This is a genomic window from Lentimicrobiaceae bacterium, from assembly GCA_023227965.1.
Classification (GTDB): domain Bacteria; phylum Bacteroidota; class Bacteroidia; order Bacteroidales; family JALOCA01; genus JALOCA01.
Genome location: JALOCA010000032.1, coordinates 16,602 through 37,789, shown reverse-complemented (window position 1 = coordinate 37,789; position 21,188 = coordinate 16,602). Strand labels below are relative to the sequence as shown.

Annotated in this window: 19 protein-coding genes and 1 other RNA gene; 8 read left to right on the top strand and 12 right to left on the bottom strand. The window is 37.0% G+C overall.

Features of this window, described 5'->3' with window-relative positions; all coding sequences use genetic code 11:
• Window positions 1-1,360 (bottom strand): 50S ribosome-binding GTPase (locus tag M0R21_10585; GenBank protein MCK9618267.1); only part of this gene is annotated, 1,360 nt, incomplete at its 3' end.
• A gap of 195 nt (window positions 1,361-1,555) precedes the next feature.
• Between M0R21_10585 and M0R21_10580 the strand changes: the two genes are divergently transcribed.
• Window positions 1,556-2,287, top strand: a complete 732-nt coding sequence (locus M0R21_10580) for a DUF2807 domain-containing protein (protein MCK9618266.1) — start codon at window positions 1,556-1,558, stop codon at window positions 2,285-2,287.
• Between the two features lie 77 nt (window positions 2,288-2,364).
• Here M0R21_10580 and M0R21_10575 read toward each other — a convergent pair whose 3' ends face one another.
• From M0R21_10575 to M0R21_10550, 6 genes are all read right to left on the bottom strand, one after another.
• On the bottom strand, window positions 2,365-3,054 hold the full coding sequence (locus M0R21_10575) for a hypothetical protein (GenBank protein ID MCK9618265.1): 690 nt from the start codon (window positions 3,052-3,054) through the stop codon (window positions 2,365-2,367).
• Between the two features lie 47 nt (window positions 3,055-3,101).
• Window positions 3,102-4,640, bottom strand: coding sequence for a signal peptidase I (gene lepB / locus M0R21_10570; GenBank protein MCK9618264.1), 1,539 nt, complete (start codon window positions 4,638-4,640; stop codon window positions 3,102-3,104).
• 147 nt (window positions 4,641-4,787) lie between these two features.
• Window positions 4,788-5,525 carry an SIMPL domain-containing protein gene (locus M0R21_10565; protein ID MCK9618263.1) on the bottom strand — a complete coding sequence of 246 codons (738 nt, stop codon included), beginning with the start codon at window positions 5,523-5,525 and terminating at the stop codon, window positions 4,788-4,790.
• A gap of 61 nt (window positions 5,526-5,586) precedes the next feature.
• Window positions 5,587-7,989: a thiamine pyrophosphate-dependent enzyme gene (locus M0R21_10560; GenBank protein ID MCK9618262.1), complete on the bottom strand. Its 2,403-nt coding sequence runs from the start codon at window positions 7,987-7,989 to the stop codon at window positions 5,587-5,589.
• On the bottom strand, window positions 7,989-8,564 hold the full coding sequence (locus tag M0R21_10555; GenBank protein MCK9618261.1) for a rubrerythrin family protein: 576 nt from the start codon (window positions 8,562-8,564) through the stop codon (window positions 7,989-7,991). The genes M0R21_10560 and M0R21_10555 overlap by 1 nt, the downstream gene beginning before the upstream one ends.
• Before the next feature lie 137 nt (window positions 8,565-8,701).
• Window positions 8,702-9,244: a glutathione peroxidase gene (locus tag M0R21_10550; protein ID MCK9618260.1), complete on the bottom strand. Its 543-nt coding sequence runs from the start codon at window positions 9,242-9,244 to the stop codon at window positions 8,702-8,704.
• Between the two features lie 242 nt (window positions 9,245-9,486).
• Between M0R21_10550 and M0R21_10545 the strand changes: the two genes are divergently transcribed.
• The 4 genes from M0R21_10545 (at window position 9,487) to M0R21_10530 (ending at window position 14,205) form a co-directional block, all read left to right on the top strand.
• Window positions 9,487-10,650, top strand: coding sequence for a hypothetical protein (locus M0R21_10545; GenBank protein MCK9618259.1), 1,164 nt, complete (start codon window positions 9,487-9,489; stop codon window positions 10,648-10,650).
• 24 nt (window positions 10,651-10,674) lie between these two features.
• Window positions 10,675-11,952 carry an SPOR domain-containing protein gene (locus M0R21_10540; protein ID MCK9618258.1) on the top strand — a complete coding sequence of 426 codons (1,278 nt, stop codon included), beginning with the start codon at window positions 10,675-10,677 and terminating at the stop codon, window positions 11,950-11,952.
• 139 nt (window positions 11,953-12,091) lie between these two features.
• A complete protein-coding gene (locus M0R21_10535) occupies window positions 12,092-13,342 on the top strand; it encodes an aminotransferase class I/II-fold pyridoxal phosphate-dependent enzyme (GenBank protein ID MCK9618257.1) in 1,251 nt (416 codons plus the stop codon).
• A 2-nt stretch (window positions 13,343-13,344) separates the two neighbouring features.
• The gene (locus M0R21_10530; GenBank protein ID MCK9618256.1) at window positions 13,345-14,205 is read left to right on the top strand and encodes a hypothetical protein; all 861 of its coding nucleotides are present in this window, start codon (window positions 13,345-13,347) and stop codon (window positions 14,203-14,205) included.
• 28 nt (window positions 14,206-14,233) lie between these two features.
• On the opposite strand, the gene M0R21_10525 is transcribed toward M0R21_10530, so the two are convergent.
• From M0R21_10525 to M0R21_10510, 4 genes are all read right to left on the bottom strand, one after another.
• Entirely contained in the window at window positions 14,234-16,540 is a 2,307-nt protein-coding gene (locus M0R21_10525) for a PKD domain-containing protein (protein MCK9618255.1), read from the bottom strand.
• Window positions 16,541-16,556: 16 nt separating this feature from the next.
• Window positions 16,557-17,441, bottom strand: a complete 885-nt coding sequence (gene dapA, locus M0R21_10520) for a 4-hydroxy-tetrahydrodipicolinate synthase (GenBank protein ID MCK9618254.1) — start codon at window positions 17,439-17,441, stop codon at window positions 16,557-16,559.
• Window positions 17,442-17,444: 3 nt separating this feature from the next.
• A complete protein-coding gene (locus M0R21_10515) occupies window positions 17,445-17,996 on the bottom strand; it encodes a hypothetical protein (GenBank protein ID MCK9618253.1) in 552 nt (183 codons plus the stop codon).
• Window positions 17,997-18,113: 117 nt separating this feature from the next.
• Window positions 18,114-18,626 carry a flavin reductase gene (locus M0R21_10510; protein ID MCK9618252.1) on the bottom strand — a complete coding sequence of 171 codons (513 nt, stop codon included), beginning with the start codon at window positions 18,624-18,626 and terminating at the stop codon, window positions 18,114-18,116.
• Window positions 18,627-18,674: 48 nt separating this feature from the next.
• Between M0R21_10510 and M0R21_10505 the strand changes: the two genes are divergently transcribed.
• A complete protein-coding gene (locus tag M0R21_10505; protein MCK9618251.1) occupies window positions 18,675-19,436 on the top strand; it encodes an MBL fold metallo-hydrolase in 762 nt (253 codons plus the stop codon).
• Window positions 19,437-19,458: 22 nt separating this feature from the next.
• Here M0R21_10505 and ffs read toward each other — a convergent pair.
• An RNA gene (gene ffs / locus M0R21_10500) (signal recognition particle sRNA small type) lies at window positions 19,459-19,557 on the bottom strand.
• 83 nt (window positions 19,558-19,640) lie between these two features.
• On the opposite strand from ffs, the gene M0R21_10495 reads away from it, so the two are divergent.
• Together M0R21_10495 and M0R21_10490 are read left to right on the top strand one after the other, a co-directional pair.
• Window positions 19,641-20,186, top strand: coding sequence for a DUF4199 domain-containing protein (locus M0R21_10495; protein MCK9618250.1), 546 nt, complete (start codon window positions 19,641-19,643; stop codon window positions 20,184-20,186).
• A gap of 42 nt (window positions 20,187-20,228) precedes the next feature.
• Window positions 20,229-21,179 (top strand): glycosyltransferase, encoded by a 951-nt coding sequence (locus tag M0R21_10490; GenBank protein ID MCK9618249.1) that lies wholly within the window; start codon window positions 20,229-20,231, stop codon window positions 21,177-21,179.
• Window positions 21,180-21,188 lie beyond the last annotated feature (9 nt).

Below are 21,188 nucleotides of genomic sequence, written 5' to 3'. Positions count from 1 at the left end.
TAATGATTCCCTGTATAAACAAATCCTTCAGCATACCCGGCTGCATATATTGCTGCAATATACCCGAAATATAATCAACAGAAGCTTCTATCCATTGCTGGGGGTAAATTCCCAACCTAAAAGTAAAATAAAAAGTCAGCCACATAAAAGCGATAAAAATGGGAATACCCCATATTTTATGTGTGATGAAAATATCAATGATTTCACTTCGGCTCACCTTGGCTTCTCTGCTTGTTTGCAGTGTTTCGCGCAAAGCACCAGCAATAAAACCGTATTTGGCGTCGGTAATCAGCGTTTCCGGCTCTTCATTCAGGTCGTTGACTATGCGTTTTCTTTCTTTTTCGGCAATTTTCAGTATTTCTCCGGCATTATTCGTGGAGTTTTCAATAATATGTTGTGTCTGCTTATCTTTTTCAAGAAGTTTCAGAGCAAGAAAACGCGATGAAATAGTGTCTATCAAAGGTTGATTGCAGGGCTTTTTTACCTGTTCCTGTATATTACGTATGCTGTTTTCCAGAACATTTCCATAGTGGATGTGAATATGCCGTGCTGTTTTTTCGCGGTCTTCGTGAACTTCAATAATTTTTTGCAACAGGTCATCAATTCCTTTTCCACGGCTGCCAACGGTGGGTACGAATGGAATCCCTAACAATTTACCTAAATAATTATGGTTAAGCTTGTTGCCGCTGTTTGTAAGTTCGTCGTACATATTCAAAGCTACCACCACTTTAATATCCATATCAATTAACTGGGTGGTAAGGTACAGGTTACGTTCAAGGTTAGAAGCATCAACCACATTCACCACCACGTCGGGCATATTCTGGCTGATAAAATCCCTTACAAAAAGTTCTTCGGGAGAGTAAGCGGAAATAGAATAGGTTCCAGGCAGGTCGGTTACATTAAAGGTATAATCCTGCAACCGGAAACGGGCATCTTTGGCTTCTACGGTAACCCCGCTGTAATTACCTACTCTTTCTTTTGCCCCGGAAGCATAGTTAAAAATGGTGGTTTTCCCACTGTTTGGATTTCCGACAAAGGCTACATTTATAACTTTATCAAATTGTAATAAATGATTTTTAACATATTCTCCGCTGAAACTTTCTGCCGAGGGTTGTTTCTTACCCTGAGTTGACTCTGTTTCGGAAATAATTTCTATGAAGGCGGCTTCGCTGTTACGTAAAGAAACATTGTACCCCATAATATTGTATTCTACCGGGTCACGCAGGGGTGCTTTTTTTACCACCGTGATTTCTTTACCGGTAAGGAAACCCATCTCCATGATGCGTTTGCGAAAAGCTCCGCGTCCTTTTACTTTGGTAATGAATCCTTTTTTGCCTGTTTCAAGGTCGAGAAGAGTCATTAATTTAGAATAAATTTAAATTGCAAATTTATAATTAAAATGCAATTGGTAGGGTCAAAATTAATAAAATGATATAAATAATTGTATTGTAATTTCTTATTAATAATTATTTCTGATATTTAGATAGAAATAATCAACTATGCTGTAACATTAAAAGAAATTAACCGTCTTAAAAAAAATTTAAACACATTAATCATGAAAAATTTAATTAAAGTATTTTCGCTGGCAACGGCAATATTTGTTATGCCAGTTTTATCATCCGCCAAACCGGTAGATAATGACAATTTTATTACAGGAAACGGAAATGTTGTAAAGCAAACCCGTTTGGTAACATCATTTCACGATTTAAAAGTCAGTGGTGAAATAGATGTTGAACTTATTCAGGGAAAGGAAATAAAGTTACAGGTTGAAGCGGATGAAAATCTGATTGAATTTATTCGTACGGAAGTAAAAGACGGTACTTTATGTATATATTCGGATAAAAGCATCAAAAATGCAAAAAAAATGATGGTTTATTGTACTTTTCAAAATCTGGATGCCATCACAGCAAGTGGTGGTTGCGATATTATATCGAAACAAAAATTAAATTTCTCATCATTGCAAACAGACCTGAGCGGAGGCTGTGATGTAAAAATTACTTGTAATGTAAGTAAATTATATTGTAAACTCAGTGGAGGCTGTGATATGGTTTTAAGCGGGGAAGCCGAAAATTGTACATTTACTGCAAGTGGTGGTTGCGATATTAAAGCCTCTGGTTTACGCATAAAAAATTGCACTGTAGATGCCAGCGGGGGGTCGGATGTATCAGTTTATGCAACAGGTGAACTTACTATCAAAGCAAGTGGTGCCAGTGATATTACGTATTCCGGTAATCCACGAAAAGTAATGAAAAATGCCGATAAATCATCTGATATAAAGGGCAGATAATCTGCTAAACGATAAAAAGAAAACAAAAAAGGTTGCCCTTTATCAAACAGAGCAACCTTTTTTGATATAAATTTCCGTTATTCTCCGTTTCCACCAAACATTTCGCGAAGTTGTTCCTGTGTTATTTCCTGGTAACCTTCGGGTATCGCAAAATCTTTGTCGCTTATCTTTTGTTGTTTAACAGTGGTTGCCGTAAATTGCATCTTCATTCCGCCCATTTCTAGGAGATACGAGAGTGGCATTCCGGTAAGCCCGCGAAAATGACCTTCAAAATTGGCTTTGTCATTACGCAGTTCTTCGGTGAAGTAAGCTATTATGGTTATTTCCTTGTCGCCTTGTTCAGGGTCAATGGTTGTAATAGTAGCTTTTTTACAGGTATAACCTGCTATTTCTTTTGTTTCATTCCCAACTTCTATTTTCGGATTGGGGTTTTTAGCTATTTCCTTTTCAATTTCTTCTTTAGTTTGTTTGATAAGGAATTTCTGCCCCATTACATCCATAAGAGTTTGCACGGTCATGGCTTCGGAATTGGTAAAAGTAGTTTGTGAATACATCCCTGTATTCATTTCTACTTTGGTTTGGGTTTCTCCTATGGTTGTTTTCACAATTTTAGGTAATTGTGCAAGGGTAGCTGCGTCGTAATTGCTTTCAGGATAGGAGATTTCATAAGTAATAATTCCTTTAAAGGTTTTATCACCCTTCTGGGCAAATGTAAAAGTGCATTGCAATAAAATTGCCGCAAAAATAAATAAGATATTTTTCTTCATGTTGAATGTTTTAATAGCTGCAAATGTAATTAAAAATAAATTGTAGATTATTGAATTGTTCTTAGCATTTTGCTCCACCTCAGTTTACCTCCAAACAGAGATTTGTTCTTGTCGAGTGAAAGCCAAACAAAAACCGCTTTACCCACAATGTGATCGTATGGCACAAAACCCCAAAAACGTGAGTCGGCGCTGTTGTGCCGGTTATCACCCATCATCCAGTAATAATCCATTTTAAAGGTGTAGGAAGTAGCAGGCTTGCCATTGATGTAAATAATCTTTCCTTCAATTTTCAGTGTATTATTCTCGTATACCTCTATGATTCGCCTGTACAGACTAATGTTTTTCGTAGTAATTGGAACCGTTACACCAGCTTTGGGGATATAAATCGGCCCATAAAAATCAACATTCCATTTGTAAGTAGAGTCGAAGGGAAAGATGTAATATGCCCATTCGCCCGCAGGTTGTAAATATTTTTCGACCGATAGAACATTAGGAAGGTTTTTAAAAGCTTTAACGGCATCGTTGGTAAGGGTCATCAAAAAGTTTCCGTCGCCGGCTTCGTATATTTCTTCGGTAATATCAAATTTCTCAAGCATTTTGGGGTTGATCCGACTTCCATCGGTTTTAACAATGTATTTAAATTGTTTTGTTCCCAAGTAATTTTCTGGCTTCCCGTTAATATAAACTATCTGGTTTTTTACTTCAAGTGTATCCCCGGCTATTGCGACGCATCTTTTGATATAATTTTCGCGTTTATCTACCGGGCGTGCGGTTACATGATAGGTGTCCCAAACGGCTTTATAGCCTGTACCTGGAACGTAACTGCTTCCCATATTTTCCCTGAAACTTTTTTCAGCATCACGTACCACCTGGTAATAGCTTTCATTTTGCCTTTCAAGGATAACAGTATCACCATCAGGATAATTGAAAACTACCACATTACCACGGTGTATGGATGTTGTTCCAGGAAAACGGTAATAGGGCAATTTTAACCATTCCAAATAAGATTTGGTATATTTTGTTAAGGGGAGTGTGTGATGAACAAATGGAAAAGCAATGGGCGTATTAGGTGTTTTAGGTCCATAGCTTATTTTGCTTACAAACAAAAAATCGCCGATAAGCAATGATTTTTCCATCGAAGAAGTGGGAATAGTATACGCTTCAAACAGAAACATCCGGATAATAGTAGCTGCGATAACAGCAAAGATTATAGCATCTACCCATTCGCGAATTACGGTTTTTTTAATTTTTTCGCGCTTATCCGGGTCAATGTATTGTTCTTTACTACCCAAGTAAGGAATGTAAAAATAAGGCACTATAACCGCTAATGCCTGGCGACCTAAATCGTATTTACGGTAACATTTGGCAGTTTCAACCAGCATTAGCATCACTATAAATGCATTCAGGAAAGGTATTAACAGAAAGATAAACCACCACCAGGGTTTTTTAATAACTTTAAGCCAAATAAAGTAGTTAAAATAAGGTATAGCAAGCAGCAAAGGATTTTGTTTTGCCTGTACCGCAGTTTTCCAGATAAACAAAGGAAAAAATAAAAAAACCAGGATTAAAATAATCAGAAAGGTCATAAAATATGTGTTTTGCTTTAATATGCAAATGTGAGTCTTAAAAACGAGAAATTAAAAAATAATTGTATAAAAGTTGTTAAATCACATATGTTTTTTGGTTGATCCGAGATTACCCTGTAATTGAACTATTGAGAAAAAATATTAATATCAGCGAATTGCATATTCAAGACGCATGGTAATTGTTGCCGACTTTTCCTTACTCCAGGTATTAAAAGCTCCCCCATAAGAGAAATCTTCATTGGAATTTTGTCCTGTAATCTGGAAAATACCCATGGTAGCTTTGCGAAGGTAGCCCAATTTTGCTCCTGCATTTTCTGCAATTTGGGCTGCCCGCATCTTGGCATCTTTGGTGGCTTCAGCTATCAGTTGAATTTTCAGTTCAGCCAGCTTTGTATAATAGTATTCAGGATTTTGCGAATTCAATTCTACACCCATATCTATCAATTCGCTGATGTTCCGTGAAATTTCGCCGATTTTTTCCACTTCTTTTGAGCTAACCATGAAATTCTGACTAAGAATATATCCATCGGGCTCGTTAATGGAAGTGCCATCCTGGCGAAAGGAAGTTTTGTAATCGCGCCCGATGTTAACAGCTTCAAATACAATTTCCGAATTTTTTACTCCTTTTTTAAGCAGGTAGTCTTTGATTATTTTATTATCATTTTTAATAGAAGAATATGCTAATAAAAGTGTCGGAGCTTTTTTTGAAACAGAACCTCTCCAAACGATAAGGTCGGATGTAAAATCTCTTTTTGCACTTCCTGTTACACTAATGGTTTCATTGCCTTTATGTGTCCGTTTCCATGCATTTCCGAGATTTACTGCGGCAATTATTACTGCAATGGTTATTAATAAACTTGATATAAGGGATAGATACTTTTTCATTTTTAAGAATGTTTGTTTATAAAAAATGTAATTACATTAGTATTTAATAAAGTTGAAATATTTAAAATATTTTAGGATATTTTGTGGGATTGAATTCGTGCATAAGGTTATACACTGTTTCAAAAACATTTTCGGCATTGGGGTTGGAGAAATAATCTCCATCAGTGCTGTAAGCCGGGCGGTGTTGCTTAGCTGTTAAGGTTACCGGTTGGGCATCAAGGTAGAAATACCCGTTCTGTTCTTCAATTACTTTCTGCATCATGTAAGCAGTTGCTCCCCCGGGTACATCTTCATCAAAAAACACAATTTTGTTTGTTCTTTTCAGGGATTCAACTATGGAATGGTGGATATCGAAGGGGAGTAACGATTGAACATCTATCAATTCAACATCAATATGGAAATCCTGTAACTGGTTGACCGCATCTTGTGCAATGCGTACACATGACCCATAAGTAACTAAAGTAACGTCATTTCCTTTTCTTATAGTTTCAGGCACGCCTACCGGAATGCGGAATTTACCGATGTTGGATGGTCGTTTTTCGCGAAGGCGATAGCCATTCAGGGGTTCAATAATCAGAGCGGGTTCGTCGGAAGCCATCATGGTATTATAAAAACCGGCAGCACGAGTCATATCGCGAGGAACCAATACATTAACCCCTCGTATTGAATTAATAACCATACTTAGCGGTGAACCGCTATGCCAAATCCCTTCAAGCCGGTGTCCCCGGGTACTGATAATTACAGGTGCTTTTTGCCCTCCTACGGTGCGGTAATGCAACGTCGCAAGGTCGTCGCTTATTACCTGTAAACCGTACAGCAGATAGTCAAAATATTGTATCTCGGCTATAGGGCGTATGCCCCGCATAGCAAGCCCGATAGCCTGCCCGATGATGGTTGCTTCGCGTATGCCTGTATCGAAAATACGATTTTCTCCAAATTTTTCCTGTAAACCTTCCGTAGTTTGATTTACTCCGCCAATAACGCCAACATCTTCACCAAACATAATCGTTTCAGGATATTTGGCAAAAATATATTCAAAGTTATCGCGCAGGATTTCCCGCCCGGTTACCTCCGGTGTTGTTTCGTCATATTCCGGTTTAATGTTCTCTACCAAGCGGGCTGCCTGCTGGCTTTGACTGTATAAAAAACTATTGTAACGTTGGGCACCATCTTTCATTTGTAAATTAATCCACTGACTTACACTATCTTTTAGTCCGTTGGAGGGATTACTACATTGGTTGCAGATAAGCCGTAGAATTTTTTTTGCTGTAGAAATAATATCTTTGCGAACAGGTTCTGACATGCGGACAATATCCTGTTTTATTGCATCAATTTTTGCTGTTTTGGCACAATTACAAGATGTGAGATTAACCAGCGACAGCAATTCGTCTCTTTTATTCTTTAATGGAGTGCTAAAATTATCCCATGCTTTTTTTCTGGCGAGTTTAACTTTTTCAATTGCTTGCTTTTCTATTTCCTCTAATATTTCGGCAGTTACATAGGAATTTTCTAATATCCATGATTTCATTTTCGAAATGCAATCGAAATCTTTTTCCCATTGCAGTCTTTCGGCAGACTTGTAACGTTCGTGTGAACCGCTTGTAGAATGTCCTTGGGGTTGAGTGAGTTCGGTAACATGAAACAGGACAGGTACATGCTCCCTCCGGCAAATAGCTATTCCTTTTTCATACATTGCACATAAAGCAGGGTAATCCCAGCCTTTAGCAGTAAAAATCAGAAATCCGTTTGTGTTTTTTTTACGTTGAAAACCTTTCAATGATTCAGAAATACTTTCTTTGGTCGTTTGGTACTTGATTGGAACAGAGATTCCATACCCGTCGTCCCAAACGGATATTGCAAGAGGTATTTGCAATACTCCTGCTGCATTTAAAGTTTCCCAGAAATGACCTTCGCTGGTACTTGCATCGCCAATGGTACCAAAAGCTACTTCGTTTCCATTAATGGAAAAATCTGAAAATGAATGTAGTGCAGGGTTATTTCGATACAATTTTGAAGCCAATGCCAACCCCAGCAAACGGGGCATTTGCCCGGCGGTAGGGGAGATATCGGCAGATGAATTTTTTTGCCCGATAAGATTCCTCCAGTCTCCTTTTTCGTCGAGGCTACGGGAAGCAAAGTGGTTATTCATGAGTCTTCCACCATTGGATGGGTTGAAAGAGAGGTCGGTATCTCCATATAACTGGGCGAAAAACTCTTCCAGTGTAAACATCCCCGACGCTAACATGAAAGTCTGGTCGCGGTAGTACCCCGATCGCCAGTCGCCATTTTGAAAAACCTTAGCCATAGCCAACTGAGCAACTTCCTTTCCGTCACCAAAGATGCCAAACTTTGCTTTACCGGTAAGTACTTCGCGACGACCTAAAAGGCTTGCCTGCCTGCTTTCGCAGGCAAGCCTGAAATCGTTAAGAATATTTTCTTTAGATAGTTCCCTCTTTTCTTTCATTAATAATTTTCGGAAATTTCTTCAAAATATGCTTGGGGATGTTCGCATGCAGGACAGTTTTTCAATGCTTTTTCGCTTTCATAAATATATCCGCACTTGCGGCAAACCCATTTTACTTTTTTCTCCTTTTGAAAAACATTGCCTTCTTCAATGTTTTTTAAAAGTTTACGATAACGTTCTTCGTGTCGTTTTTCAACAACCTGTATTAGTCTGAATTTTGTAGCAATTTGTTTAAAGCCTTCTTTTAAAGCTACTTCTTCAAACTCTTTGTACAACATAGTCCACTCTTCTTTTTCACCTTCGGCTGCTTCAAGCAGGTTTTCGGTTGTTGTGCCAATTTTACCGGCAGGGTAGGTTGCGGTTATTTCTACCGGGCCTCCTTCCAGAAATTTGAAAAATATTTTGGCATGGGTTTGCTCTTGTGCAGCAGTTTCAATAAAAATGGCTGCAATTTGTTCGTATCCTTCCTCTTTTGCTTTTTTAGCAAAAAAGGTGTAACGGTTTGAGGCTTGCGATTCACCTGCAAAGGCTTTCAGCAGGTTTTTTTCTGTTTGTGTTCCTTTTATACTTTCCATATCTGTGGTTTTTTATGTAATCAAACGTACAAAAAATGTTGATGCTAAAAACAAAAGTTTTTTTTATTTATATGAATAACCTAATTATTGATGTGAAATATCAGTAATTGATAATATGATATTTACGATCAATAAAATTATTTGTTGTTAAGCCATTGTATAATCTTATCACATTTCGGACTTTCCGAAGGAGCAACAACACCTATCCATTTGCCGTCTTCATCTATTAAAAATTTCTGAAAATTCCATTGCACCTTTGCATCACTTACCCCATTTTCTTCCTTCTGGGTAAGCCATTGATACAATGGATGAATATTTTTCCCTTTTACAGAAATCTTTTCCATCATGGGAAAGCTAACTCCGTAGTTTTTTTTACAGAATTCCTTTATTTCGGAATTACTGCCCGGTTCCTGGCTGAGGAAATTATTTGAGGGGAATCCTACTATTACAAACTTATCTCCCCCATATTGGGCATACAATTCTTCCAATTCTTTGTACTGAGGTGTAAATCCGCATCTTGAAGCAGTATTTACCACCAATACTTTTTTACCCTTAAATACAGATAGACTAATTGAGTCCCCATCAATTGTTTTTACGGAAAACTGGTGAAAAGTTTTCAAATTTTGTGCTGATATCGCTGAAAATGATAACATAAAATATAATAAAATAAATGACTTCATGATAATAAAAGTTTTGTGTTTCCTCTATTAACAAAATTTACATACATTTGTTGAAAAACAAAAAAGCATTTGCAACAAACAACTGTTGAAAACCCCGTTAACAACTTTGAAAAATCGTATGATAAAAATCTTCAGTAAACTTTACTTTTATGTTCGGTTTTTTAATATTTTGCAGTAAACTGTGCATATTATATGCATCCGTGTATGTTATTGATAATTAATATAAATTAAAATTTAGCCCAATGGGAAAAATTGGACTTTTGCTAATAATGCTTCTCTTTTGCATAGGTGGCTATGCTCAGGATGGTAATGATTCAAAAAGTAACATGCCTTTGCTGAGTCCGGTTAAGGCACGAATTACTTCTGCTACTGGCTGGGCAATGATGAGCAATGGAAAATGGAAATCTGCGACGAATAAAATTCCCTATTCTGATCCCGAGGGCGAAAAACCACCTGAAGGGAAAAAAGCTATGGGAATGGAAAATTTTGATGAATTAGAAATGCGCGAAATAGCGATTAACAATAAAAATTATAATATTTTAATTATAAAATACCAGGAGGGTACCTATCGCTTTCCCTCCATTCAGCAAGATTGGACTACCTTTAAAACCCTTGATTACTATATGTTTTTATCCGCTAACCTTAAAGGCGCATTTGGTGATTCACAAGACAATGATATTTCTACTGCAGTTGCCCTAAACCCAGTTTGTAGTGGCAGCATTGACCATTATAATGACAAGGATGTTGAAGGTATTATTTCTGCGCAGGCTTTTCGTGCTGCCAACCTCAACTACAAATCGCCCGCTAACCTAATAATTGCCATGATGCCCCATGAAGAAAAAGGAAGGCAATACATTCGTTTCAAATTTATTAAAAGCTATTCAAGCAATTATCTTGTAAACAGCTATATGCGTACCGATTTAATAAAAAAGCATTTTCTGACAAGTTTTTGGGAAACTGATTTTAATGCGTTTAAAAATTTTTGGGGTACTGCAGCTTCTATTACCTTTTCTCAGGGTGAACTTACACACCCTACGGATTATCAGGGCTATTTTGATTTAGCTATGCGTGAATACGGTGCTGCGGATTACATAGGCGCCGTTGCCGACTTTAACAAGGCTTTTATTATGAACCCTAATGTAGATGATTATATTTTTTTTGCAACGAGAGCTAATGCAAAGCATAAATTGGGCGATTATATCGGAGCCGTAAACGATTTCGACCAGGCAATTCATTTTAAACCCGCTGAAAATAAATTATTAAACAATTGGGCACGATGCTATTTTAACAGAGGAGTATCCAAATTTTTCCTGAACGATAAAAAAGGTGCTTGTTACGACTGGCAAACTGCAAAAGAACTCAATGTTGGTGAAGCGGATGATTATATCAAAAAATATTGCAAATAATTAAAATTATTTAGCTGTTTACCTATGAAGATACCCCGTCGAGTTGTTATTTTTATTCTCTTTTTTGGAATTGCATTCCAGGGTTTTGCTCAAAAAAATGGCGAATTAGGGAAGGGAAAAACCAATCAACCTGATATTTTGCAATATACAGCTAACGATTACGAAACTCCAAAAACTACTGCAAAAAATAACTGGTACAAAAATGGCTGGTCAGGCTTTTTCGGAATAGGGGGAAACCAGTTGTATGGGGACATTAACGACGAAATATTTTTTAGCAAACTTAGTGGTGGTACCCGTTTTGCCTGGACTTTGGGCGTTTCTAAAAATTTACATCCACTTTTTGATGCCCGTTTACAAATGAAAGGTGGCGGAATGGAGAGTTCAAAAAAGAAATTTAAAAATAATGATATTGCTGATTTAACTGTTAAAGGAAATATTTTTGATATTTCTTTAAACTTTACGGCTGATCTTAATAAACTTTTTTGGGGGTATGAAAACGAAAGGAAACTTACGATTTACCCTATCGTAGGGTTTGGAATATCAAGTTGGCAGACAGACCTAAAAGATACAAAAACAGGATATTTATTAGGCAGTTCGGGCGAAACAAATAATATTTTTTCTAAAAGAGTAACAAGTTCTTTTCTATGTTATGGCTTGGGAATGGCATATAAAATAAACAGTAATTGGGATTTTTTTCTCGAAACTACACAGCAGTGGGTACATTCTGACAAGGTTGATATAACCGAAGGTGGAATAAATAATGATATGTATCAGTTTTTAGGTGTAGGGTTGGTGTACTGCTTTTCGGAAAGCCAGGGATTCAATAGCTTAAAACATAATAAAAATATTAATAATAACGGAACTTACAGGATATATTCATCTGAAAAGGGACAAAACTTATCCAATGTTCCTCAACTTATGGAGTTTGGAAACCCAGGCAAACCAACCGCTACAAAGAAGCTGGAAACAGAAAAAGAACCAACCAAGCAAATACCGTCAGAGATATTGTCAGATAATGCAATAAGGCTTGACAATTACAATGGCACTTTATTTGCGGTACAAATCCTTGCCGCTAAAGAGCAAATGCCACTTCATATAATAATAGAAAAATTTGAAATTACTGAAAAAATTTCTGAGGAATACTCTGCGGGATATTACAGGTATTATGCCGGAGTTTATACCAGCTATAGAGAGGCTGAGCTGCTTTGCAAACAATTAAAACATTCAAAAGTTCCCGATGCATTTATCGTAGCTTTTGTAAACGGGAAAAGAGTAGCTGGGCAAAAAGTATTGAAAAAATAAGCGGATACAATATCCAATAATCTTATTTTCTAAAACCTAACGTTTTAAATAGTTTTATTGCAGGTTACTGTTAAAAAACTTGCCGGTAAAATATAGAAATTATAGTTTTGCACATTAATTAACCCTTAATTTTTACGACGTGGATATTTTTGAAAAAGTTTTAGGTAATCCAGGACCTTTAGGTCAGTTTTCGCAACAGGCAGATGGATATTTTATGTTTCCAAAATTGGAAGGAGAAATTTCGAACCGAATGATTTTTCGTGGCAAAGAACGACTGATTTGGAGTTTGAACAATTATCTCGGACTTGCTAATCATTCTGAAGTGCGTAAAGTGGATGCTGAAGCCGCAGCAAAATGGGGGCTGGCTACTCCAATGGGTGCCAGAATGATGTCAGGGCAAACCGATTACCATGAGCAATTGGAAAGAGAACTTGCCGAATTTGTAAGTAAAGAGTCATCATACCTCATGAATTTCGGATACCAGGGTATGATTTCTGTTATTGATTCCATGCTCGATCGTAAAGACGTGGTAGTATACGATTCAGAAGCACATGCCTGTATAATAGACGGGTTAAGAATGCACCTTGGGAAAAGGTTTGTTTATCCCCACAACAACATAGAAAACATGGAAAAACAACTGCAACGGGCTGCCCGCCTTGCATGGGAAACTGGCGGGGGCATACTGGTGATTACCGAAGGAGTTTACGGTATGTCGGGAGATTTGGGTAAGCTGGATGAAATAGTTGCGTTGAAGAGAAAATACAATTTTCGTTTACTTGTTGACGATGCACATGGCTTTGGAACAATGGGAAAAACCGGCGCTGGTACAGGTGAACATTTTGGTGTTCAAAGCGGAATAGACCTTTATTTTGCCACTTTTGCCAAGGCTATGGCTGGAATAGGAGGATTTATTGCTTCTGATAAAAAAATAATCAATTACCTCCAGCACAATATGCGTTCGCAAATTTTTGCAAAATCATTACCTATGCCTATGGTGATAGGAGCATTAAAACGACTGGAATTGCTGCGCACGAAACCCGAACTAAAAAATCAGTTGTGGAAAATTGTCAACGCATTGCAAAACGGACTTAAAACAAAAGGGTTTAATATAGGCAATACCCAATCGCCAGTTACACCTGTATTTTTGTCCGGGGGTGTATCCGAAGCTACTCAAATAACTATTGATTTACGCGAAAATTATAATATTTTTTGTTCAGTAGTTACCTATCCGGTGGTTCCCAAGGGAATAATTCTCCTTCGTTTGATTCCTACTGCCGTACACACACAGGAAGATGTGGAATATACAATAAATGCCTACTCTGAAATCAAGAAAAATCTTGAGAATGCTAAATATTCCGCTGATGGAATACCCGATATTTCGAAATTTTAACAATGCACTCCCCTTACCGTAATCGAATATTTGAAACAGGTAAAAACCGTTGGATTATTATTGTTAACTCTACCTTGTTTTATATTATTTCTTACCTTGTTTTATATTTTATTACGCAACTTTCAGGGGCAATAGCCGCAAAGACATTTAACATAAATTCGGCTATTTATTTTTATAAACTTGATTTTCTGGCTTCACCTTCCGAATGGTGGTTTGATCAGGTGAGAGTCGTCTTTTCTGTTGGACCTTTTATTGCATTGACAACGGCTCTTGTTTTTCTCATTATATACTTAAAGGTGTATCATTTTGATGGAATTCTAAAAATGTTCTTTTTGTGGGGTTTTATTCATGGAATGGCACTTTCGATAGGTGCGATTGCTACTGGCACTTTTATAAACCAGGGGTTTGGAAATGTGGAACGGTGGCTATATATGAATGACTCCACACTTTTATTTGTAGGTCTTGCCGGAATAATCCTCCTTCTGATAACCGGTTTAATGATTTCAAAACTTAGTTTTTATTCAGCCAATACTTATTATAACATGCTGTACCCCCAGCAACATCTTTCATTTATCCTGAACCAGTTTTTTTTACCCTGGATTTTTGGAATAGCAATCGTTAGCATTTTAAAAATTCCGTACAATCCTAGTAGTTTTATCGAACGTTATGCCCAGCATGACTTTAGTATACTTTTTTCGGGTTTATTTATCATTATACCGATGTTTTCCCGTGAACATTCCTTCCCCGAAATGTATTTTGATGAGGGGAAAAAAACTTTTACAATTGAATGGAAATATTTGATTTTGTGCTTTGCATTAATGCTTGTTTTCCGTTTTGGTTTAAGCAGTGGTATGAGGATATAAAAAAGCCGGAAAATTTCCGGCTTTTTATTTATTTGATAACCTGAATTTTTTTAAAATTTTTAAAATTTCCCGAAGTTATTTCAACAATAAAAATTCCTGAATACAGCGAAGCAACATTTAACTGTGTTTTCATCGCTTCCGGATTTGCAGCAGCTACAATTTTACCCGTAATATCCAACAGACGAACGGAATTAATAACAAACGGAGCTTCGATGTACAGTTTATCCTGAGTTATGGGATTGGGATAAATTTTTACAGAAGAAGGAACTTCATCACCAGTGCCCATAGAATCGTCGCAGCTCAAAATTGCAGACCAGCCATTGCCCGTAGCTCCATAATCGGAATGGAATGAAAAAGTCAAAGCACCTTGTTCATTAGTTGCTACGACAGTTCCGGGGCTGTTAGTCCCGCAAAAGGTTCCTATTAAAGCTGCGGAAACCGATGTCCCATTGTAAATTTTTAGCCAGTCGTAATCACAACTATTATCGTATTCAACGTCAAATGAAGTAAATTCTGCTTTAACCTTTCCGGTAGCAGTAACGGGCAGTATTGTAAAGGTATAATCTTCATTATTATTATAGCTTTCTGATTCGCCGCCAGTGTCATAGAAATTGCCCGAACAGGTGGTTATTGTTCCATTTTGCATTATAATGGTATTTGCTACGGTTATATAATCGTTCTTAACCAACGTTTGTGAATTTGTGCCATCAGAAATAACCAGTGTAACATCAAAAGTGCCATTGGTTGAATAAATAACGGCTGGGTTTTGTTCGGTTGAACTTGCCGGATTTCCTCCTTCGAATGTCCATGACCAGGAAACGGGATTTCCACACGAATGGTCGGAAAAAGTAATAGTTTCGCCATTTGCCAGATTAGTTTTGGAAGCTTCAAATGAGGGAGATAATCCTGGTATAGGTTGAAGTTGAACGTTTTCTATGGTAGTGTTTAAATCACTAACAAAAATATTGTTAACCGCAAAAGATTCATAACAGGGGGCTGAAAACGTAAGATTATAGCTTCCTGCTTTAATCAAACGATGGTAATCGCCACTTTCTGTTGAAGAATAAACAAAGGAGCTATCATCATCATGCCCGGGGATAAATACTTTAGCACAAACAGGAAGACCAGTAACGGCATCAGTAACCACACCCCTGATTCCATAAAGTGATTGCTCCATATAATTGAGGAACGAACGATAATCATAATTCCAGTATGCGGGAAGTTGGGAAGCATTTAATAGCTTTGTGCTTGAAAGTTCAATGGTTACTTCTCTGCAATTGTGATAAAAATTCATATAATCCTGTCTTCCTCCGTCAACTTCATACCATGCATAGCCATTTGTAATTCCATTTTCCAAATCAACAAAGTAACCGTTGGGAGCGTTTTCATGTACAGTATCAGCAAATTGTCTGCCTACAAAAACCCACCAGTTGTTATCGGCTGTTAATTCAGACTTGGTATCCCATGGATAGTTGAAAACCTCAGCACCACCATGAAAGTTTGCGCCCATAACAAAATGATGTTGAGATGCAAAGTCCATAAATAAAATTGTTTCGGGTTGCCATTCCTCGCCATCTGGGTGAAGACCATTTTGAAAATCAGGATAATTTCTGTTCAGGTCAACTCCATTATCATTTGAACGGGTTGCTCCGTTAACCGTACTGTTTCCTCCAGCATAAGTACCATCAGGGTTTGCAAGCGGATTAATCCAGATTTCCATGTTGTTTACCATGTTCGTAATTCGTGGATCAGATGTATAATTATTTAATAAATAATCAATTAAATGAAGCATAAGTACATAACCGGTGGTTTCATCACCATGCATTGACGATGTGTACAAAAATTCCGGTTCATCTTCGTTTGTATCGAGATTATCGGTAATCTTTGCTGCCAAAAGTTTTCTTCCGCTTGGGAGTGTACCAATGGTTATTATTTTGCAGATATCGGGATGTTCCTGCTCGAATTGATACATCATTGATTCATAAGCTGTATATGTGGGGTAAAAATCCCATTCGAGGGGCTGTTTAACATCAATATTATCAAGCATATGAGGCTCGCAAAGCAAACTGGGCGCAGGTAAAATAGTATAATTATACCCTAATTTTATAAATTTTGAGAATTGTTTTTTATTGGCATATGCCCAGATGGTGTTTTGTTTTACATTGTCAATGGAAATGATTTTTGTTAGATATGATATTTCATTTGTGGAAGTTATGGGAAAATGAAAATATACTTCTTTTTTCCCCTGAAATATTTTTTCAACGGTTTCCTGGCAAAACACATTTTTTGTGATAAAAAAACAGATAATTAATAATAAGGTAATGATTTTTTTCATGAATAATCGGGTTAAATTATTTTAGTAAATCGTTTAAAATTGAATCTATAGTATTATGAACCTGTTTATTTACTTTAACAAGAGGAAGCCGCAGGGTGTTCTGACAAATTCCCAGTAGTTCAAGTGCAGCTTTAATGCCTGCCGGATTTCCGTCTGCAAATATTGCTTCCATAAAAGGTTGTAATTTGTAATGTATTTCTCTGGCTTTTATTATATTAGATTTTAATCCCCAATTAACCATTTCGCTAAATTCAGCAGGAAAAGCATTAGCCACCACAGAAATTACGCCATCTCCTCCCATAGCCAGTATAGGTAAAGTAAGATTATCATCACCTGAAATTACAAGAAAATTTTTGGGTTTATTCCTGATAAGATACATGATTTGGGATAGATTGCCGGATGCCTCTTTTATACCAATAATATTAGAGTGTTCATTGGCAAGTGTAAGCACCGTTTCGGCAGTAAGGTTTACGCACGTACGTCCCGGAACATTGTATAAAATAACCGGAACAGGACAGGAATCGGCAATGGTTTTATAATGCAAATACAAGCCTCTTGTCTGCGGTTTATTGTAGTAAGGTGTTACCGATAGAATAGCGTCAACATTTTCAAAATTGAAATCGTGCATTCTATTAATGATTTCCTGTGTATTATAACCACCCATTCCTACAACTACCGGTACTCGTTTTCCGACGATGTCTGTTACAAAATCAATAACAGCATTTTTTTCGTCCGATGATAATGTGGCGGTTTCTCCTGTGGTTCCTAACACTACAAGGTAATTTATACCATTAGAAATCAAATGTTCAACTAATTTTTCGAGCGAGGAAAAATCAACGGTTCCGTGCTTATGAAAAGGGGTTACTAATGCAACTCCTGTTCCTGTAAATTTTTTTAACATGGGTTAGTTATTTAACAGAGTTAAGTAATGTTTTATTTGATTAATATATTCATCTAAAGGGACTTCAGGTGATGTATGCAGCATAATATCATAATAAATGGCATTGTTACGACCGTACAAACCTGTTTTTAAGTTTGCAGAAGATAATCCTGCTATATATTGCAGAGGCAAAATATTTCTTCTGCTAAAATCTATCAATACATCAAATTCTTCCTGTAAAAAACCTTCAATAAAATCGGATGTGGGTTTTCCATACCAATTCACTTGTTTAGGGATTATCAGGTCACTCGACAGTTTTTGCATGAAATAATGTGGCATTTTTTTTCCATTAAAATAACCCACCGAACGTATCCGTTTTCCCTCATCCTGTAGGCTTTTCATAAAAGTACTAATTGTATTGTACTCATCTTCATTATTAAATTCAAATAATACTCCTACAAAATTTGCCTGAGGTAAATTGATCATTAGGCGGCTGCGACTAACATGGCGCCGATTCAGTTCTTCTCCGAAAAAATGACGGAAAGCATATGTCTTAACTCTTTCAATAATTTTCACATGTATGCAATAAAAAATAAAAACCTCTCAAATCATCTCAATCTGTACAGGATGTTGAAAGCGGTGTAAAATTATAATAATTTATTGTAAACAGACAGGTATTAACGAATTTTAACCTTAAACATGCCGGTAACAATGTAAAATTTCGCCGATAAATGCCCTATGGTAATCATTCTTGGGATAATTTTTCTGAATATTCGGATCAATAAATTTTTCGGGTAGCAAATCAAAAGTATATATCTTCTTGCATTCCAGCAATAAAGCTGACTCTTCAAAGCCTACGTTTCTCATCGGGGTTGCAAAGGTATGCAGACCCATTTCTTTTGTTTTATCCACATTGCGCCCGGAATGAGATCCGCAAAAATCTAATACTGCACGATATTGTTCATCAAAAAAACTCAACGTAAAATAATCATATTGATTTGCAAACTGATAGGTAAAGCGTTGTGGACGGATAAAAATTATGGCAATCTCTTTGTTCCACAAAACCCCAAATCCTCCCCAACTGGCTGTCATACTGTTAAAATGCTCTATATTCCCGGCTGAAATCAATGTCCATGCATCATCCCACATTGAAAACACGTTGGTGGTTATTGATTTTACCGGGATTTTTTCAAAATTATTTTTCATAAACACTACTTTTGCGGACGAAAATCACATGACAAAAGTATATAAAATTTGAAAATTACATTTCTTGGAACAGGTACATCGCAAGGTGTACCCGTAATAGCCTGCGAATGCAGGGTTTGTAAATCAGCTTCAGAAAAAGATAAAAGACTACGTTCCTCGGTTTTACTTGAAGAAAACGGTACAACCATTATTATTGATACCGGACCTGATTTCCGGGAACAAATGTTGCGTGCCAATGTTAAACAGGTAGATGCTATTTTAATAACCCATGCGCACAAAGACCATTTGGGAGGATTGGACGACGTTAGGGCATACAATTATCGGCAACGTAGCCCTGTTGATGTTTATGCGCGAAATGAAGTGCAGGAAGCCATAAAACGGGAATTTTCATATGCTTTCGCTAAAAACAGGTATCCGGGTGTTCCACAGATTACTTTGCATACTCTGTACAATCAACCAGTTTACATACAAAAATTGCAGATCATTCCGGTAGAAGTGATGCATTACCGTTTGCATGTTCTTGGGTTCCGTATTGATGGATTTTCATACATCACAGATGCAAATTTTATTTCAGAAGAGGAAAAAGTAAAATTAACCGGAACAAAAACACTTGTGGTTAATGCACTACGGCGCGAAAAACATATTTCGCACTTCTCTTTGGACGAAGCGCTTGCTTTAATAGAAGAGATTAAACCCCAACGGGCATATTTAACCCATATTAGCCATCTAATGGGTTTACATGATGAAGTAGAAAAAGACCTTCCTGCAAACGTAAGATTGGCTTACGACGGTTTACAAATAGTGATTTAAATTTGAGAAAATTTTGAAAAAAGAAGGGTAAGCTACTTATATCGCACCGCTACAACCGCTTACCCTTGCTATCTTCCGATCCTGGGGGGGTGGGCGGGAGCTGGTCGTATAAGACTTACCCGGCTGCAAAGTTAGTTATTTTTATCTCATTCTGCTTATCTCATCTAAAAATTTTGTTATTTTGCCAAAATAAAACTCGTTGCTATGGAAACTAACAAAAAAACCTTGTTTTTAAATTCTTTGACTTTTGGAGCATTAACCGGTATTGCTTTAATACTACTAAGTACGTTGATCTATCTGCTGGGTATGGATAATAAAAGCCCACTGCAATATCTTACCTATGTAATTTTTATTGTCGGAATTGCATGGGGAACTAAATATTACAAAGATGTAAACTTACGCGGTTTTATTAGTTATGGAACCTCTTTTTTATCAGGTTTTTATATTGGAATTATCGCTGGTGCTATCGCCTCTGTTTTTACGTTTATTTTAGTCAAATGGGTTGATCCGATAATAATTAATAAAATCCTTGAACAGGCAGAAGAAAAATTAATTGAAAAATATCCGGATTGGCCACAGCAACAATTGGATTCTGCAATGGCAATGACTAAGAAGTTTACTACACCTGTTTGGATGGCATCTTTAAGCCTTTTGAGCAATACAATTGTTTCTATAATCTTTTCCCTGATCATTGCCATTTTTATGAAAAAGAAAGACGAATCATTTGAAGGGTTTGTAGAAAACAATTAACCAGGGGGAAGGTATTTTAAAATAAACAACAAGTATCTGTAAATGAATGTTTCTATTATAATACCTATTTACAACGAACAAGAATCGTTGCCTGAACTTGCAGCCTGGATCGAAAAAGTAATGGTCGCAAATCATCTTTCGTACGAAATGATAATGATAGACGATGGCAGCAAGGACAAGTCGTGGGAAATTATTTGTACTTTATTAACACAAAGTTATCCTGTAAAAGGCATACGATTTAGGCGAAATTATGGAAAAGCTGCTGCTTTGAACAAAGGTTTTGAAGTTGCATCAGGAGAAGTTGTTATTACTATGGATGCTGATTTGCAAGATAGTCCTGACGAAATTCCCGAATTATTTCGTATGATTACTGATGACAATTACGATTTGGTTTCGGGTTGGAAAAAGCGCCGACACGACCCTCTGAGCAAACGTATCCCATCCAAACTGTACAACCGTACGGTTCGGTGTATGACAAAAATTAAGTTGCACGACTTTAATTGTGGACTAAAGGCTTATAAAAACGAGGTGGTGAAGACCATTGAGGTGTATGGCGAAATGCACCGTTATATTCCTGTGATTGCCAAGTGGGCTGGATTTACCAAAATAGGGGAGAAGGTTGTTTCACATCAGAAACGCAAATTTGGAGTAACCAAATATGGCTGGCGCAGGTTTATTCATGGTTTTCTGGATTTACTTTCCATTGCATTTGTTTCCCGCTTTGGCAAAAAACCGATGCACTTATTTGGATCAATAGGAACTCTTTTATTTTTGATAGGTTTTGCAATAGCAGCCTATCTGGCTTATGCAAAATTTTTTCTTGCAGGTTATAAAATGACCGAACGTCCTTTATTCTATTTTGGAATATTGGCAATGATTCTTGGCACACAAGTGTTTGTGGCAGGTTTTCTTGGTGAATTAATATCAAGAAATGCTCCCGACAGGAACCAATATTATGTGAAGGAAACGCTTGGGCTGGAAAATGATTTCTAAACTTCCGCC

What these genes read in the sequence shown, in the direction of transcription:
- M0R21_10580 (MCK9618266.1), top strand. Translation starts at nt 1,556, where the DNA reads ATGAAAAATTTAATTAAAGTATTTTCGCTGGCAACGGCAATATTTGTT.
- M0R21_10575 (MCK9618265.1), bottom strand. Translation starts at nt 3,054, where the DNA reads ATGAAGAAAAATATCTTATTTATTTTTGCGGCAATTTTATTGCAATGC.
- lepB (MCK9618264.1), bottom strand. Translation starts at nt 4,640, where the DNA reads ATGACCTTTCTGATTATTTTAATCCTGGTTTTTTTATTTTTTCCTTTG.
- M0R21_10565 (MCK9618263.1), bottom strand. Translation starts at nt 5,525, where the DNA reads ATGAAAAAGTATCTATCCCTTATATCAAGTTTATTAATAACCATTGCA.
- M0R21_10560 (MCK9618262.1), bottom strand. Translation starts at nt 7,989, where the DNA reads ATGAAAGAAAAGAGGGAACTATCTAAAGAAAATATTCTTAACGATTTC.
- M0R21_10555 (MCK9618261.1), bottom strand. Translation starts at nt 8,564, where the DNA reads ATGGAAAGTATAAAAGGAACACAAACAGAAAAAAACCTGCTGAAAGCC.
- M0R21_10550 (MCK9618260.1), bottom strand. Translation starts at nt 9,244, where the DNA reads ATGAAGTCATTTATTTTATTATATTTTATGTTATCATTTTCAGCGATA.
- M0R21_10545 (MCK9618259.1), top strand. Translation starts at nt 9,487, where the DNA reads ATGGGAAAAATTGGACTTTTGCTAATAATGCTTCTCTTTTGCATAGGT.
- M0R21_10540 (MCK9618258.1), top strand. Translation starts at nt 10,675, where the DNA reads ATGAAGATACCCCGTCGAGTTGTTATTTTTATTCTCTTTTTTGGAATT.
- M0R21_10530 (MCK9618256.1), top strand. Translation starts at nt 13,345, where the DNA reads ATGCACTCCCCTTACCGTAATCGAATATTTGAAACAGGTAAAAACCGT.
- M0R21_10525 (MCK9618255.1), bottom strand. Translation starts at nt 16,540, where the DNA reads ATGAAAAAAATCATTACCTTATTATTAATTATCTGTTTTTTTATCACA.
- dapA (MCK9618254.1), bottom strand. Translation starts at nt 17,441, where the DNA reads ATGTTAAAAAAATTTACAGGAACAGGAGTTGCATTAGTAACCCCTTTT.
- M0R21_10510 (MCK9618252.1), bottom strand. Translation starts at nt 18,626, where the DNA reads ATGAAAAATAATTTTGAAAAAATCCCGGTAAAATCAATAACCACCAAC.
- M0R21_10495 (MCK9618250.1), top strand. Translation starts at nt 19,641, where the DNA reads ATGGAAACTAACAAAAAAACCTTGTTTTTAAATTCTTTGACTTTTGGA.
- M0R21_10490 (MCK9618249.1), top strand. Translation starts at nt 20,229, where the DNA reads ATGAATGTTTCTATTATAATACCTATTTACAACGAACAAGAATCGTTG.